This is a genomic window from Faecalicatena fissicatena, from assembly GCF_016900595.1.
In the GTDB taxonomy this organism is placed as follows: Bacteria; Bacillota; Clostridia; order Lachnospirales; family Lachnospiraceae; genus Claveliimonas; species Claveliimonas intestinigallinarum.
This window is the reverse complement of sequence record NZ_JACLYY010000001.1, coordinates 163,167-176,443: the sequence shown is the minus strand read 5'-3', so window position 1 is coordinate 176,443 and position 13,277 is coordinate 163,167. Positions and strand designations below refer to the sequence as shown.

Here is a 13,277-nt window from a genome sequence, read left to right as displayed (position 1 = left end):
AGATATGGACAGAAAAGCGACGATCAGAAGAACCACAAAGGAGACAGACATAGAGGTCACCATCTGCCTGGACGGAACCGGAAAGACGGACATAGAGACCGGCATCGGCTTCTTTGACCACATGCTGAACGGATTTGCCCGCCACGGGCTCTTTGACCTGACCGTGAGGGCCGCGGGAGACCTGGATGTGGACTGCCACCACACGGTGGAGGACACCGGCATTGTCCTCGGCAGCGCCATCCTGGAGGCCCTGGGAGGAAAGGAAGGGATCAAGAGATACGGCAATTTCCTGCTCCCCATGGACGAGACCCTCATTCTGTGCGCCATCGACCTGTCCGGCCGCCCGTATTTTAACTATGATGCCCCGTTTACGGCAGAGCGGATCGGAGATCTGGACACAGAGATGGTGCGGGAATTTTTCTATGCCATCTCCTACAGCGCAAAGATGAACCTGCACCTGAAGGTGCTGGACGGCATAAACAACCACCATATCGCCGAGGCCCTCTTCAAGGGCTTTGGCAAGGCCCTGGATATGGCTGTATCCATGGAACCCCGCATCGAGGGAGCCTGGACCACAAAGGGTACTTTATAGGAAAGGAAAAGGGGAAGAGAAATGAGTTATAAAAGACTGATACCCTGTATCTTTATCGACTCCGGCAAGGCGGTTCGCTGGTTCGACGACCATACGGTAGTGAGCGACGATGTCATTTCCCTTGCCAGATATTACAGTGAGCACGGAGCGGACGAGCTCCTTGTATTTGACCTGTCAGACTCTGATGAGGACCACGACGAGGCCATTGACCTCATGAAGAAAATTAACCGCGTCATCCACATTCCCATGGTGGCGGGCGGAAATGTAAAGCGGCAGGAGGACATCAAAAAGATCCTCTACGCAGGCGCCAAGAGAGCCATGCTGAACTTCTCTAAAGCAGACAACCAGAAGCTTATAGAGGACGTGTCCAAGCGCTTCGGCAAGGAGAAGATCGCTGTCTCGCTGAACGACTTTGACGCCCTCTTCAAGCACCAGCACCTCATCAACGAGTACGCCAGCGAGCTTGTTTTCATGCATCGTCTGGATCTGAACTCTGTGATCAACGTGACGGATATCCCCTGCGTGGTGCTGACAGACACCATGGAGGAAAAAGAGCTCTTCAAGATTCTGAAGTGCTCCGGCGTGCGGGGGCTTTCCGGCAAGTATGTGAGCCAGACGGACATGAATTTCGATGACTTCAAGAAGAAATGCGAGGAAGAGCAGATCCAGATGACTTCCTTTGAGAGTATGATGGATTTCTCTGAGTTTAAGACAGACGACAAAGGACTGATCCCGGTCATCGTGCAGCACTACAAGACCCAGGAGGTGCTGATGCTGGCCTACATGAATGAGGAGGCCTTTGACCAGACCATCAAGACCGGGCGGATGACCTACTACAGCAGAAGCCGCCAGTGCCTCTGGGTGAAGGGGGAGACGAGCGGACACTTCCAGTACGTCCACTCCCTGACCATCGACTGCGACAAGGACACCCTCCTGGCCAAGGTAGACCAGGTGGGAGCGGCCTGCCACACCGGCAATCCGACCTGCTTCTTCCAGCCACTGGTGGGATCGGACTACGACGAGACCAATCCGCTTCAGGTGTTTGAGAGCGTCTACAATACCATTGTGGACAGAAGGGACCACCCCAAGGAGGGATCCTACACAAACTACCTCTTTGAGAAGGGAATCGACAAGATCCTCAAGAAGGTGGGAGAGGAGGCCACAGAGATCATCATCGCGGCCAAGAACCCCAACCCGGAGGAGGTCAAGTACGAGATGGCGGATTTCCTCTACCACGCCATGGTGCTCATGGTGGAGAGGGGCGTCAGCTGGGAGGACATTGTCAAAGAGCTGGCGGACAGATAGGAAGACAGGTAATCTAAAGACAGATAATTTAAAAATCCTCATGGAGCTCCATGAGGATTTTCTTTGACCTTATTTTTCGTTTTCGTTCAGTGGAGGCACCTGGATGGGCGCGGCCTTCTCCTTGGCCTGCCCGATGTGCTCCAGCAGTCTGTCCAGCTTTTCCTCCATGCTCTCCATCTCCTCCTTGCCCACATTGTAATTGAGGAAGAGATTTTCAAGAGCCTCCGCAAATTCAGCTCCCTTTTTTGAAATCTCAATAAACTTGTCAAAATTGCGGCTGTGCTCCGCGTTGCGGAACTTGGACAGATCCTTTTCAATAAATTCGGCGATCTGTGCCGTGTTGGCATATTTGCCCTGAACCATGGCATAGGGGCGCATCCTCTGAAGGAAATACTTGTCTCCCCGGGTAATATTGAACACGTAGGACACAAGAAGTCCGCCCTCCAGCTTAAAGTCAACAATGTACATATTGCTGTTTACAAATGTGATATTCGAGGCGCCCATCTGTCTGAGCTGCCAGTCGATAATATCTCCGCTCACTGTGTTTCTGTTCATAAAAGCCTCTCCTTCCTTTTCTCCGCCGGGCGCCTACGCAAAACGGAGCAGCAGGTAGACCATGCTGATCAAGATTGAGATAAGCATCAGCGGAAATCCTATTTTCGTGTACTGCATGAAGGTGATCGGATAGCCGTTCTTTGAGCTGACTCCTGCCAGTACCACATTGGCGCTGGCTCCGATCAGCGTGCCGTTTCCTCCCAGGCATGCGCCCAGGGAGAGAGCCCACCACAGGGGAGCCACATCCACACCGCTGCTCTCCATTGTGAGGATCAGCGGAATGAGAGTCGCCACAAAAGGAATGTTGTCCAGGAAGGACGAGATGATGGCGGACACCCACAGGATAACGATAATGCCCAGCGCCTCGTTGTTTCCGATAAATCCGACCATTACCTCAGCCATGGAGGAGATGACACCGGATTTCTGCAGTCCTCCAACAACGACAAAGAGCCCGATAAAGAAGAGGATCGTGGACCACTCCACGCCAAGGATGATCTCCTCCGCATCCTGCTTTCCAAAGATGAGCATAAAGCCAGCGGCAAACATCGCGACTGTGGCCGACTCTACCTGGAGCTGTGAATGGAACACAAATCCGATCACTACCACTATAGTCATTATAACACTTTTTATGAGAAGTGGCTTATCTTTAATGGAGCGGTCCTCATCCAGCTCCATGACCTTCTGCATGTTCTCCTTGACTACGCTGATCCGGCTTCTGTACATGAAATAGTAGATCACCACAGTCACGGCCATGATGATGACGATTACGCTTCCGGTGTTGATCACGAAATCCACAAAGCTCAGTCCCGCAGCGCTTCCGATCATAATATTGGGCGGGTCACCGATCAGCGTGGCTGTACCGCCGATATTGGACGCCATGATCTGGGAAAGAAGATAGGGGATGGGGTTGACCTCCAGCATCTGCGTGATGGCAATTGTCATGGGCCCGATCAGGAGCACGGTGGTCACGTTGTCCAGAAAGGCGGACAGCAGCGCCGTGATGACGGCAAATACAACCATGATAGCCATGGGTCTTCCTTTTGTGAGCTTCGCCGCCTTGATGGCGACATACTCAAACAGACCGGAATTCTTGACAACCGCCACAAAGAGCATCATACCCACCAGTACGCCGATCGTGTTGATATCCACGTAGGACGTGGCCTCCTCGATGGACAGCACGTGGAAGAGAAGAAGGATGACAGCTCCGGCCATTGCGGCCACGGAGCGGTGCACTTTTTCAGATATGATCGCAGCCATGACGAGAAGAAAGACAAGGACTGAGATCACTGCCTCTGTATTCATCTTTTGTTACCTCCTAGTTAATGTTCAGATGGTATTGTACTCTTATTTTTCTGTTTTGTAAATATAAGTTACGCACAATTTTCTTCGTTGTCAAACATTTAACAAAATTGTTTTTAAATTATCATTTTTGTGTTTCGTCCTTGCATTTTTCAGACATAGTGATATAATAATAGACATGGAAGCATAGCTCAGCTGGGATGAGCGTTCGCCTCACACGCGAGAGGTCATGGGTTCGAGCCCCATTGCTTCCATTTATTTTTTCTTAAAATTCTTTTTCCCCTTTATTAGTATTAGTTTTTATTGAGTCTCAGTTGGCTTTGTTTTTGCCCAAATTTCCCAGTTTCTTCCGAAAATATATTTATAATAGGAACCACAGGCCACATTCAACTGACCGAAGCATATACAAGAGGCAATTTTTGCCGCAGCATTGTATTTTGTGTAATTAGTGTGTATAATTAATTATAAGGAGGATGTATACTTTTTGAAAAGGCGTGATTTGATCAAAAAACTAGAAGACGGTGGATTTGTCTTCGAACGCCATGGTAGCAGTCATGATGTTTATACTAGAGGAGATGAACAGGAAACTGTTCCACGACACAATGAAATTGATGAGCGATTGGCCAGAGCGATATTGAGAAGAAGAGGGCTTTTATAAGTTTTAGGATTGCCAGAAGGAGGAGATTATATGAAAGCCGTTTACCCAGTTTTATTCACTAAAACAGAAAATAATATTCTAATCGAAGTCCCTGATTTTGATATTTTAACTGAAGGGGAAAATATGAGCAATGCAATTGAAATGGCAAGAGACGCAATTGAAGTAAAATGCGTATCGCTGGAAGATGCAAATAAACCTATTCCTAAACCATCTGCATTAGAAGGGCTTAATGCAAATGATGGAGTTTTTGCTGGCGAGGGTAATACTGTCATTTCTTTGGTAGACATTGACTCTGGTGAGTACAGAAGAAAAATAGACACAAAAACGGTTAGGAGAAATGTTGCTTTACCCAGTTGGCTGAACTATGAGGCTGAACATGCAGGCATCAATGTCTCAAGAGTCCTTCAGGAGGCACTAATATCAACTCTTGGGCTTAAAACACCGAATTATTAATCCGCAAAAGACCAGAAGATAGTATATTTCTTCCGGTCTTTTGTTAATTAAAAAGTAAAATAATTCTTCTAAGTCTCTTTTCATCAATTTCCTTTTAATCGCATAGAGATATAATAATCCTTTAGAATATAAAGGGAGGAAGAGCAGATGGACAGAACAGACACAGAAAAAAGAAGGCGGGCGCTCCTCGCCCAGACAAGGAGTCTGTACAGTGAGAAAAGCTTCTCCCCGGCTGTCCACCCGAGGTACAGGAACGCCTACAACAGCCTCTACGGGGACGGTGAGGACAGGGAGAGCTCCGGCCTCTTCGGCCTGCGGGTCATACTCTGCTGTCTTCTCTTTATCGGCTTTGTCATGATGGACAATTACGATATCACAGTGGCGGATGTCAGCAGCAGCCAGATCACAGAGGCTGTGGAGGAGGGGGTGGATGTCCGGACTGTGTGGCAGGAAATCCAGAGCCTCACCGGCCAGGAGGAAGCTCCCTGACATTTATAAATATAAAAAGAAAAGCCAGCGTTATTCACAGCGCAGGAAAGATCGGACGGGAATATCCATCATGGCATATGATCGTCCGGTCTTTGTATGTCCAGCCCTCCTGTGCAGGCCTTTTCCCATCTTTACATTGATTTTCCCATCCAGAGTTTGTATAATGTAAAAATGTATGAATATGCGTTTGTTCAATTAATTCAAAATAAAGGTGGATTTTATGCGTAAACTGGCGTTAAGTGATGAAATATTACTAAAAGTCGAGAAGCCTGCCCGCTACATCGGCGGAGAGGTGAACTCGGTGATGAAAGACAGGGACAAGGTGGATATCCGTTTTGCCATGTGCTTTCCCGATGTGTACGAGATCGGGATGTCCCACCTGGGCATCCAGATCCTCTACGACATGTTCAACCGGATGGAGGATGTGTGGTGCGAGAGGGTGTACTCCCCGTGGACAGATCTGGACCGGATCATGAGAGAGGAGCACATTCCCCTCTTTGCCCTGGAGTCCCAGGATCCCATAAAGGACTTTGATTTTCTGGGCATCACCATCCAGTATGAGATGTGCTACACAAACATCCTGCAGGTGCTGGATCTCTCCGGCATCCCCCTTCTGGCTGCCCAGAGGGATGAGGACTGTCCCATTGTCATAGGGGGCGGCCCCTGCGCCTACAATCCGGAGCCGCTGGCGGACTTTTTCGACCTCTTCTATATCGGGGAGGGGGAGACGGTCTACCGGAAGCTTCTGGATGTCTATAAGGAAAACAAAAGTTCCGGCGGAAGCCGCAGGGATTTTCTCCTCAAAGCGGCCCGGATCGAGGGGATTTATGTCCCCATGTTCTACCACACAGAATACAGGGAGGACGGCACCATTGCCTCCTTTGAGCCTACGGAGCCGGGAGTGCCCGCTGTGGTCAAGAAGCAGGTAGTCATGGACATGGCGCAGACCACCTACCCGGAGCGCCCTATTGTCCCCTTTATCAAGGTGACACAGGACCGGGTGGTACTGGAGATCCAGAGAGGATGCATCCGGGGCTGCCGCTTCTGCCAGGCCGGCATGCTGTACCGGCCCACCAGGGAGCGGGACGTGGAGACCCTGAAGGAGTACGCCCGCCGCATGCTGGAAAGCACCGGGCACGAGGAGATTTCCCTGAGCTCCCTAAGCTCCAGCGACTACAGCAAGCTGGAGGAGCTGGTCAGTTTCCTCATCGACGAATGCAACGAGAGGGGAATCAACATCTCCCTTCCCTCTCTGCGCATTGACGCCTTCTCCCTGGACGTTATGAGCAAGGTCCAGGATGTGAAGAAGAGCAGCCTGACCTTTGCCCCTGAGGCTGGCTCCCAGCGGATGCGGGACGTGATCAACAAGGGACTGACAGAGGAGGACATCCTGACCGGAGCAGGACAGGCCTTTGAGGGCGGCTGGAACAAGGTCAAGCTCTACTTCATGCTGGGACTTCCCACGGAGACGAGGGAGGACATGGAGGCCATCGCCGTTCTGGCGGACAAGGTGGCCCGGCGGTACTACGAGATCCCCAAGGATCAGCGGAATGGAAAATGCCAGATCACGGCCAGCTCCTCCTTCTTTATCCCCAAGCCCTTCACCCCCTTCCAGTGGGCCCGGATGTATAGCAACGAAGAGTATATCGCAAGGGCTGCCATTGTCAAGCACGCCTTCCAGGATCAGCTGAACCGCAAGAGCCTGAAGTACAACTGGCACGATGCGGAGGTCACTGTCCTGGAGGGGATACTGGCGCGGGGAGACCGGAGAGTGGGCAGGGCTGTCCTTGAGGCCTATAGGTCTGGCTGCATCTACGACGCCTGGACAGAGAATTTCCACTACGAGAAATGGCTGGAGGCCTTTGAGAAGACCGGCATTGACCTGGCCTTCTACAACGAGCGTGAGAGAGGGGCGGATGAGATCTTCCCCTGGGACTTTATCGACATCGGTGTGACAAAGCAGTTTCTCCGCCGAGAGTGGGAGAGAGCCATGAGAGGGGAAGTCACGCCAAACTGCCGACAGCAGTGTTCCGGCTGCGGCGTGGCCAGATGGAAAGGAGGTGTCTGCGTTGAAGGTAAGAATTAAATTCCGCAAATACGGCATCCTGCGGTTTATCGGGCATCTGGACGTGATGCGGTGCTTTCAGAAGGCTATGAGAAGGGCAGACATCCCCATCGCCTTTACCGGGGGATACAGCCCCCACATGATCATGTCCTTTGCCCAGCCTCTGGGCATCGGCCTCACCAGCGACGGAGAGTACATGGACATCGAGCTGAGAGAGCCGGTTCCCTCCTCCCGGGCTGTCCAGGCGCTGAACGCCGTCATGCCGGAGGGGCTTGAGGTGGTCAGCTTTCGGCAGATCAGCGATGAGAAAAAGGCCAGCGGCATGACCATCGTCTCAGCGGCAGACTACCTTGTGACGGTCAAAGACGGGGCCGCGGCTCCCTCTGCCAGCCCCTTCCGGGCGGACAAACTTGAGGCCTTCCTCGCGCAGCCCTCTATCCCTGTCCTGAAGAAGACAAAGAGGAGTGAGAAGGAGCTGGATATACGCCCTCTGATCTACGGTGCAGCAGTGAAAAAGGAGGGCCTGTTCCTTAGACTGGCTGCCGGAAGCGCCGACAACCTGAAGCCGGAGCTTGTGACGGGCGCCTTTTACCGCTGGGCACAGGAGGAGCCTGCGCCCCTTCATTTTCACCGCCTGGAGCTCTACGCCGGAAGCCCGCAGGAGCTTAAGGCACTGGAGGAGCTGGGGCAGGACATCAAGTAAAACGTTGCCAAGCACTCTTTTTGGGTGGTATGATAGAACAGGAAATGAAGGAGTAAGACATGAGCAAAAAAGAACTGAAGACAAACGCCATGAGAATTCTCGACAGAGCCGGCATCCCCTACACGTATCAGACCTACGAGTGCGGGGAGTTTACGGACGGGGTACACGTGGCGGACCAGCTGGGCCTGCCCCACGAGCGGGTCTACAAGACTCTGGTGACTGTGGGAAGGACAGGAGCCCATTACGTGTTCGTCATCCCCATTGCAGAGGAGATCGATTTCAAGAAGGCCGCAAAGGCTGTGGGGGAGAAATCCGTGGAGATGCTCCATTTAAAGGATCTGACAAAGGTGACCGGGTATGTCCGGGGAGGCTGTACCTCCATCGGCATGAAAAAGCAGTTCCCCACCGTGATCCAGGCGGACGCGGAAGAGCTGGACTACATCTATATAAGCGGCGGGAAGCTGGGCATGCAGCTTCAGCTTTCCCCCCAGGATCTGAAAAAAGTGACTGGCGCCTCCTTCGCTGACGTCACGGCAAAGGAGAATACAAAATGAGAGACAGACTGGCTTTTATGGAGGAGGACACAGAGGCGGTCATCTTTGACCTGGGCAATGTGCTTCTCGGATACGACTGGCGTCCCTACCTTGCGTCCCTCGGGTACGATGAGAGGACGAGCGAGATACTGGCAGACGCCGTTTTCCGCAGCGAGGACTGGGAGAGAGGAGACAGGGGCGGCATCACATCCCGGGAGTGGGAGCAGCTCTTTATAGAGAACGCTCCGGCCTACGAGGAGCAGATCCGCCAGGTGTACAGCGGGATAGAGCACACCATCTTTCCCCTTCCCTACACGGAGAGGCTGGTTCGCTTCCTGAAAAAGGAGGGGCTGAAGCTCTACTACCTGTCCAACTATTCTGAGCATCTGTATCAGAAGACAAAGCAGTGCATGGGCTTTCTGGAGGAATTTGACGGAGGGCTCTTCTCCTACGAGGTGCTCTGCATCAAGCCGGAGGAGAGGATCTACCGCCTGCTTCTGGAAAAATACGGCATCGACCCGAAGAGGGCCGTCTTCTTTGACGACAGACAGGTCAACACAGAGGCCGCATCCCGCCTTGGAATAAAGGGCGTGGTCTTCCAGCCGGACATGGCCTACCACATACTGGACGTGTAGCAGGACAGAGCCATTCAATATATCTACACCGGACTTTGAGTATTCCGGGCAAAAACACAAGACGATTACGGAGGATTGACAGATGAAAAAAGTAGTAAAATTCGGCGGCAGCTCTCTGGCAAGTGCAGCCCAGTTCAAAAAGGCAGGCCACATCATACGCCAGGACGAGTCCCGCAGATATGTGGTCCCGTCAGCACCGGGAAAACGCCACCCCCAGGACACCAAGGTGACAGACATGCTCTACAGCTGCTATCTTCTCGCCCTGCGCGAGGAGGACGAGGAGGAGCAGTTTGAGAAGATGATCCTGGACATCAAGGCCAGATACGATGAGATCATACGGGGGCTGGACCTGACACTGGATCTCACAGAGGAATTCCAGGTCATCCGGGAGAATTTCAGCCGCAAGATCGGCCGGGACTACGCGGCATCCAGGGGCGAGTACCTGAACGGTATCGTCATGGCGGAGTACCTGGGCTACACCTTCATCGACGCGGCGGACGTGATCTTCTTCCAGGAGTCCGGAGCCTTTGACGCAAAGAAGACGAACCAGGTTCTCGCCGAGAGGCTGGCGGACTGTGAGAGGGCGGTGATCCCCGGGTTTTACGGCTCCCTTCCTGACGGGAGGATCAAGACCTTCTCAAGGGGCGGCTCCGACATCACCGGCTCCATCGTGGCAAAGGCGGTGCACGCTGACATGTACGAGAACTGGACGGACGTGTCCGGCTTCCTGGTGGCAGATCCCCGCGTAGTCAAAAATCCGAAGGCTATCGATGTCATTACATACAGGGAGCTGCGGGAGCTGTCCTACATGGGAGCTTCCGTCCTCCACGAGGACGCTATCTTCCCGGTCCGCAAGGAGGGAATTCCCATCAACATCCGCAATACAAACTGTCCTGAGGACAAGGGCACTCTCATCGTGGAGGCCACCTGCCGCACCCCCCGTTTTACCATCACCGGCATTGCGGGCAAACGTGACTTTGCCTCCATCACCGTGGAGAAGGCCATGATGAACTCCGAGGTGGGCTTCTGCCACAAGGTGCTGGGCGTATTTGCGGACAACGACATCTCCATCGAGCACATGCCCTCCGGCATCGACACCATGACCATCTTTGTCCACCAGGACGAGTTTGAGGAGAAGGAGCAGGAGGTCATCGCGGGCATCCACAGAGCCGTGGAGCCGGATTTTGTGGAGCTGGAGTCTGATCTCGCCCTCATCGCCGTTGTGGGAAGGGGCATGAAGGCCACAAGGGGTACCTCCGGCCGGATCTTCTCCGCTCTGGCCCACGCCAATGTCAATGTGAAGATGATCGACCAGGGCTCCAGTGAGCTGAACATCATCATCGGCGTGCGGAACCACGATTTTGAGGCGGCCATCAGAGCCATCTACGATATTTTTGTCACAACACAGATCTAAAGCACATATACAAGGAGCGTTAAAGGAGAAATGAAGCACGCAAACAGCAACATCCTGTTTTTCCTGAAGCCCAAGGTGGAGATCGCCTACATCTACGACTATCACACAGTCCGGCAGGCCCTCGAGATCATGGAGTACCACAAGTACTCCTCCATCCCCATTCTGAGCCGTGATGGAAAATACGTGGGCTCTATCACAGAGGGAGACCTTTTGTGGGGCCTGAAGAAGCTGGACCTCTTCAATCTGAAGGAGGCCGAGAATATCAGCATCATGAAGGTGGACCGGCGTCTGGACTACCAGTGCGTGACGGCCAAGTCCAAGATGGAGGATCTGATCGGGAGAGCCATGGAGCAGAATTTTGTCCCCGTAGTGGACGACCAGGAAAACTTTATCGGGATCATCACCCGAAAGGACATTATCGGCTACTGCTACAACGAGCTGAAGAAACAGGAGGAACAATGCGGTGATTGACTTTCATACACATATTTTCCCGGAGAAGATCGCCTCGAAGACTCTGGATTTTCTCGAGTCCAGATGCCACACTCACCCCTACACGAACGGGATGGCGTCCGGTCTTCTGGCCTCCACCAGGGAGGCGGGACTTGAGTTCTCTGTGGTCCTTCCCGTGGTGACAAAGCCCTCCCAGTTCGACTCCATCAACCGGTTTGCCCAGAAGATGCAGGATCCGGGAGAGGGGCTTTTGTCCTTTGGCGGTATCCACCCGGACAATGAGGACTATAAGGAAAAGCTGCGCTTCATCCGGGATGCAGGCATGAAGGGGATCAAGCTCCACCCGGACTACCAGGGCGTCATGATCGACGACATCCGCTACAAGCGTATCATTAGCTACGCCACCGAGCTGGGGCTGATCATCAGCGTTCACGCGGGCTTTGACCCGGGCTATCCGGAGTGCGTCCACTGTCCTCCCAGGCTGGCCAGAGCCGTGATACGCGAGGTGCAGCCGGACAGGCTGATCCTGGCCCACATGGGCGGCTATCGCAGGTGGGACGAGGTGGAAGAGTACCTGGTGGGAGAGCCTGTCTGGTTCGACACCGCTGTCGTCCTGGGTGAGATCCCCGATGACCAGTTCCTCCGCATTGTCAAAAACCACGGCGCGGATCGCATCCTCTTCGGCACAGACTCCCCCTGGGCAGGCCAGAAGGAATTTGTTCGGTATCTGGGGGCTCTCCCCCTCACAGAAAAGGAGAGGGAGCGGATTTTCCGCCTCAATGCCCTGGAGCTTCTGGGGCTGTCCGCAAAGACGCCGCAGGAGCAGCCCGGCCAGGGGACAGCTCAGGTGTAAAACGGATATTGTTTTTTATAAAAAAAGTTCTTATAATTATAAATCATGGTACGACACACAGGTCAATTTCCTTTTGACCCCTGCACCGTAGTATTAAAGAAAAGCGAGGTAAAAGTATATGAGCAGTCTCATGACACCAGAGGGATATACATCTCCTCTCACCATACGCGAGACAGAAGTCGCGATCAAAGAAGTAAAGGATTTTTTTGAGAGGGCCCTTGCAAAGTCCCTCCATCTGACCCGTGTCTCCGCGCCCCTTTTTGTCAAGCCCTCCACAGGCCTCAATGACAACCTGAACGGTGTCGAGCGGCCGGTGGCTTTTGGCATTAAAGAACAGGATGACGACGTTGCGGAGATTGTCCACTCCCTTGCCAAGTGGAAACGCTACGCTTTAAAGCGCTACGGCTTCCACTCAGGCGAAGGTCTGTACACAGATATGAACGCCATCCGCAGAGATGAGGACACAGACAATCTCCACTCCATCTACGTGGACCAGTGGGACTGGGAGAAGGTGATCTCAAAAGAGGAGCGGAACACAGAAACACTGCACTACACGGTCCGCAAAGTCTACGAGGCTCTGAAAGAGACAGAAAACTATATTTCCAGACGCTACAATTACATAGAACCGCTGCTTCCTGAAGATATCACATTCATCACTTCCCAGGAATTAGAGGACATGTATCCGGATCTTTCATCCAAAGACAGAGAGAAGGCCTACGCCAAAGAAAAGAAGGCCATCTTTGTATCCCAGATCGGAAAAGTCCTGGCTTCCGGTGAAAAGCATGACGGCCGTGCTCCGGACTACGATGACTGGGAGCTGAACGGAGATATCATCGTCTACTATCCGGTGCTGGACATTGCCCTGGAGCTGTCCTCCATGGGTGTGCGAGTGGACGAGGATGCGTTGCGCCGCCAGCTGAAAGAGGCAGGCTGCGAAGACCGCGCCGAGCTTCCCTTCCAGAAATCTCTGCTTGCCGGCGAGCTCCCCTACACCATCGGCGGCGGCATCGGCCAGTCACGCATCTGCATGTTCTGCCTGCGCAAGGCACACATCGGCGAGGTTCAGTCCTCCATCTGGCCGGATGAGACCGTGGAGGCGGCAGAGGCGGCAGGCATCCATCTGCTGTAAGAAGGATGGCTTGCAGGACAGACAAAGTCTCCGAAAATAATTCATTTAATTTGTGGAAAATCATTGATTTTTCCGGATCTTTATGCTAAACTACACTAGTGTGCCGCACAGCGAGGTTCTAAAAGTGCGCTCCAAAGCGGAGAG

15 protein-coding genes and 1 tRNA gene are annotated in these 13,277 nt (G+C 52.9%); 14 read left to right on the top strand and 2 right to left on the bottom strand.

The window, feature by feature from the left end:
• Positions 1-4 precede the first annotated feature (4 nt).
• Positions 5-592: an imidazoleglycerol-phosphate dehydratase HisB gene (gene hisB / locus H7U36_RS00915; RefSeq protein WP_033125246.1), complete on the top strand. Its 588-nt coding sequence runs from the start codon at positions 5-7 to the stop codon at positions 590-592.
• Between the two features lie 21 nt (positions 593-613).
• The gene (gene hisIE / locus H7U36_RS00910; protein WP_033125247.1) at positions 614-1,897 is read left to right on the top strand and encodes a bifunctional phosphoribosyl-AMP cyclohydrolase/phosphoribosyl-ATP diphosphatase HisIE; all 1,284 of its coding nucleotides are present in this window, start codon (positions 614-616) and stop codon (positions 1,895-1,897) included.
• 69 nt (positions 1,898-1,966) lie between these two features.
• Here the strand turns inward: hisIE and H7U36_RS00905 are convergent, their stop codons facing one another.
• Both H7U36_RS00905 and H7U36_RS00900 read right to left on the bottom strand, forming a co-directional pair.
• On the bottom strand, positions 1,967-2,452 hold the full coding sequence (locus H7U36_RS00905; RefSeq protein ID WP_033125248.1) for a hypothetical protein: 486 nt from the start codon (positions 2,450-2,452) through the stop codon (positions 1,967-1,969).
• A 33-nt stretch (positions 2,453-2,485) separates the two neighbouring features.
• Positions 2,486-3,754 carry an ArsB/NhaD family transporter gene (locus H7U36_RS00900; RefSeq protein WP_033125249.1) on the bottom strand — a complete coding sequence of 423 codons (1,269 nt, stop codon included), beginning with the start codon at positions 3,752-3,754 and terminating at the stop codon, positions 2,486-2,488.
• 177 nt (positions 3,755-3,931) lie between these two features.
• Here H7U36_RS00900 and H7U36_RS00895 point away from each other — a divergent pair.
• From H7U36_RS00895 to asnA, 12 genes are all read left to right on the top strand, one after another.
• Positions 3,932-4,005 (top strand) — tRNA-Val (locus tag H7U36_RS00895).
• Between the two features lie 230 nt (positions 4,006-4,235).
• Entirely contained in the window at positions 4,236-4,409 is a 174-nt protein-coding gene (locus tag H7U36_RS00890) for a type II toxin-antitoxin system HicA family toxin (protein ID WP_081957986.1), read from the top strand.
• Positions 4,410-4,439: 30 nt separating this feature from the next.
• On the top strand, positions 4,440-4,862 hold the full coding sequence (locus tag H7U36_RS00885) for a type II toxin-antitoxin system HicB family antitoxin (protein WP_033125250.1): 423 nt from the start codon (positions 4,440-4,442) through the stop codon (positions 4,860-4,862).
• A gap of 147 nt (positions 4,863-5,009) precedes the next feature.
• Positions 5,010-5,351 carry a hypothetical protein gene (locus tag H7U36_RS00880; protein WP_033125251.1) on the top strand — a complete coding sequence of 114 codons (342 nt, stop codon included), beginning with the start codon at positions 5,010-5,012 and terminating at the stop codon, positions 5,349-5,351.
• Between the two features lie 220 nt (positions 5,352-5,571).
• Complete coding sequence (locus H7U36_RS00875; protein WP_033125252.1) at positions 5,572-7,437, top strand: TIGR03960 family B12-binding radical SAM protein; 1,866 nt, start codon at positions 5,572-5,574, stop codon at positions 7,435-7,437.
• Positions 7,421-8,119, top strand: coding sequence for a TIGR03936 family radical SAM-associated protein (locus tag H7U36_RS00870; RefSeq protein ID WP_033125253.1), 699 nt, complete (start codon positions 7,421-7,423; stop codon positions 8,117-8,119). Before H7U36_RS00875 ends, H7U36_RS00870 begins: the two co-directional genes overlap by 17 nt.
• Positions 8,120-8,178: 59 nt before the next feature.
• The gene (gene ybaK / locus H7U36_RS00865; RefSeq protein WP_033125254.1) at positions 8,179-8,673 is read left to right on the top strand and encodes a Cys-tRNA(Pro) deacylase; all 495 of its coding nucleotides are present in this window, start codon (positions 8,179-8,181) and stop codon (positions 8,671-8,673) included.
• Complete coding sequence (locus H7U36_RS00860; RefSeq protein WP_242842817.1) at positions 8,670-9,287, top strand: HAD family hydrolase; 618 nt, start codon at positions 8,670-8,672, stop codon at positions 9,285-9,287. Before ybaK ends, H7U36_RS00860 begins: the two co-directional genes overlap by 4 nt.
• Before the next feature lie 82 nt (positions 9,288-9,369).
• The gene (locus H7U36_RS00855) at positions 9,370-10,701 is read left to right on the top strand and encodes an aspartate kinase (protein WP_205147571.1); all 1,332 of its coding nucleotides are present in this window, start codon (positions 9,370-9,372) and stop codon (positions 10,699-10,701) included.
• A gap of 30 nt (positions 10,702-10,731) precedes the next feature.
• Positions 10,732-11,172, top strand: a complete 441-nt coding sequence (locus H7U36_RS00850; RefSeq protein WP_033125256.1) for a CBS domain-containing protein — start codon at positions 10,732-10,734, stop codon at positions 11,170-11,172.
• Positions 11,165-12,004, top strand: a complete 840-nt coding sequence (locus H7U36_RS00845) for an amidohydrolase family protein (protein WP_205155604.1) — start codon at positions 11,165-11,167, stop codon at positions 12,002-12,004. The genes H7U36_RS00850 and H7U36_RS00845 overlap by 8 nt, the downstream gene beginning before the upstream one ends.
• Positions 12,005-12,122: 118 nt before the next feature.
• Positions 12,123-13,133, top strand: coding sequence for an aspartate--ammonia ligase (gene asnA / locus H7U36_RS00840; protein WP_205155603.1), 1,011 nt, complete (start codon positions 12,123-12,125; stop codon positions 13,131-13,133).
• Positions 13,134-13,277 lie beyond the last annotated feature (144 nt).

What these genes read in the sequence shown, in the direction of transcription:
- hisB (WP_033125246.1), top strand. Translation starts at nt 5, where the DNA reads ATGGACAGAAAAGCGACGATCAGAAGAACCACAAAGGAGACAGACATA.
- hisIE (WP_033125247.1), top strand. Translation starts at nt 614, where the DNA reads ATGAGTTATAAAAGACTGATACCCTGTATCTTTATCGACTCCGGCAAG.
- H7U36_RS00905 (WP_033125248.1), bottom strand. Translation starts at nt 2,452, where the DNA reads ATGAACAGAAACACAGTGAGCGGAGATATTATCGACTGGCAGCTCAGA.
- H7U36_RS00900 (WP_033125249.1), bottom strand. Translation starts at nt 3,754, where the DNA reads ATGAATACAGAGGCAGTGATCTCAGTCCTTGTCTTTCTTCTCGTCATG.
- H7U36_RS00885 (WP_033125250.1), top strand. Translation starts at nt 4,440, where the DNA reads ATGAAAGCCGTTTACCCAGTTTTATTCACTAAAACAGAAAATAATATT.
- H7U36_RS00880 (WP_033125251.1), top strand. Translation starts at nt 5,010, where the DNA reads ATGGACAGAACAGACACAGAAAAAAGAAGGCGGGCGCTCCTCGCCCAG.
- H7U36_RS00875 (WP_033125252.1), top strand. Translation starts at nt 5,572, where the DNA reads ATGCGTAAACTGGCGTTAAGTGATGAAATATTACTAAAAGTCGAGAAG.
- ybaK (WP_033125254.1), top strand. Translation starts at nt 8,179, where the DNA reads ATGAGCAAAAAAGAACTGAAGACAAACGCCATGAGAATTCTCGACAGA.
- H7U36_RS00860 (WP_242842817.1), top strand. Translation starts at nt 8,670, where the DNA reads ATGAGAGACAGACTGGCTTTTATGGAGGAGGACACAGAGGCGGTCATC.
- H7U36_RS00855 (WP_205147571.1), top strand. Translation starts at nt 9,370, where the DNA reads ATGAAAAAAGTAGTAAAATTCGGCGGCAGCTCTCTGGCAAGTGCAGCC.
- H7U36_RS00850 (WP_033125256.1), top strand. Translation starts at nt 10,732, where the DNA reads ATGAAGCACGCAAACAGCAACATCCTGTTTTTCCTGAAGCCCAAGGTG.
- asnA (WP_205155603.1), top strand. Translation starts at nt 12,123, where the DNA reads ATGAGCAGTCTCATGACACCAGAGGGATATACATCTCCTCTCACCATA.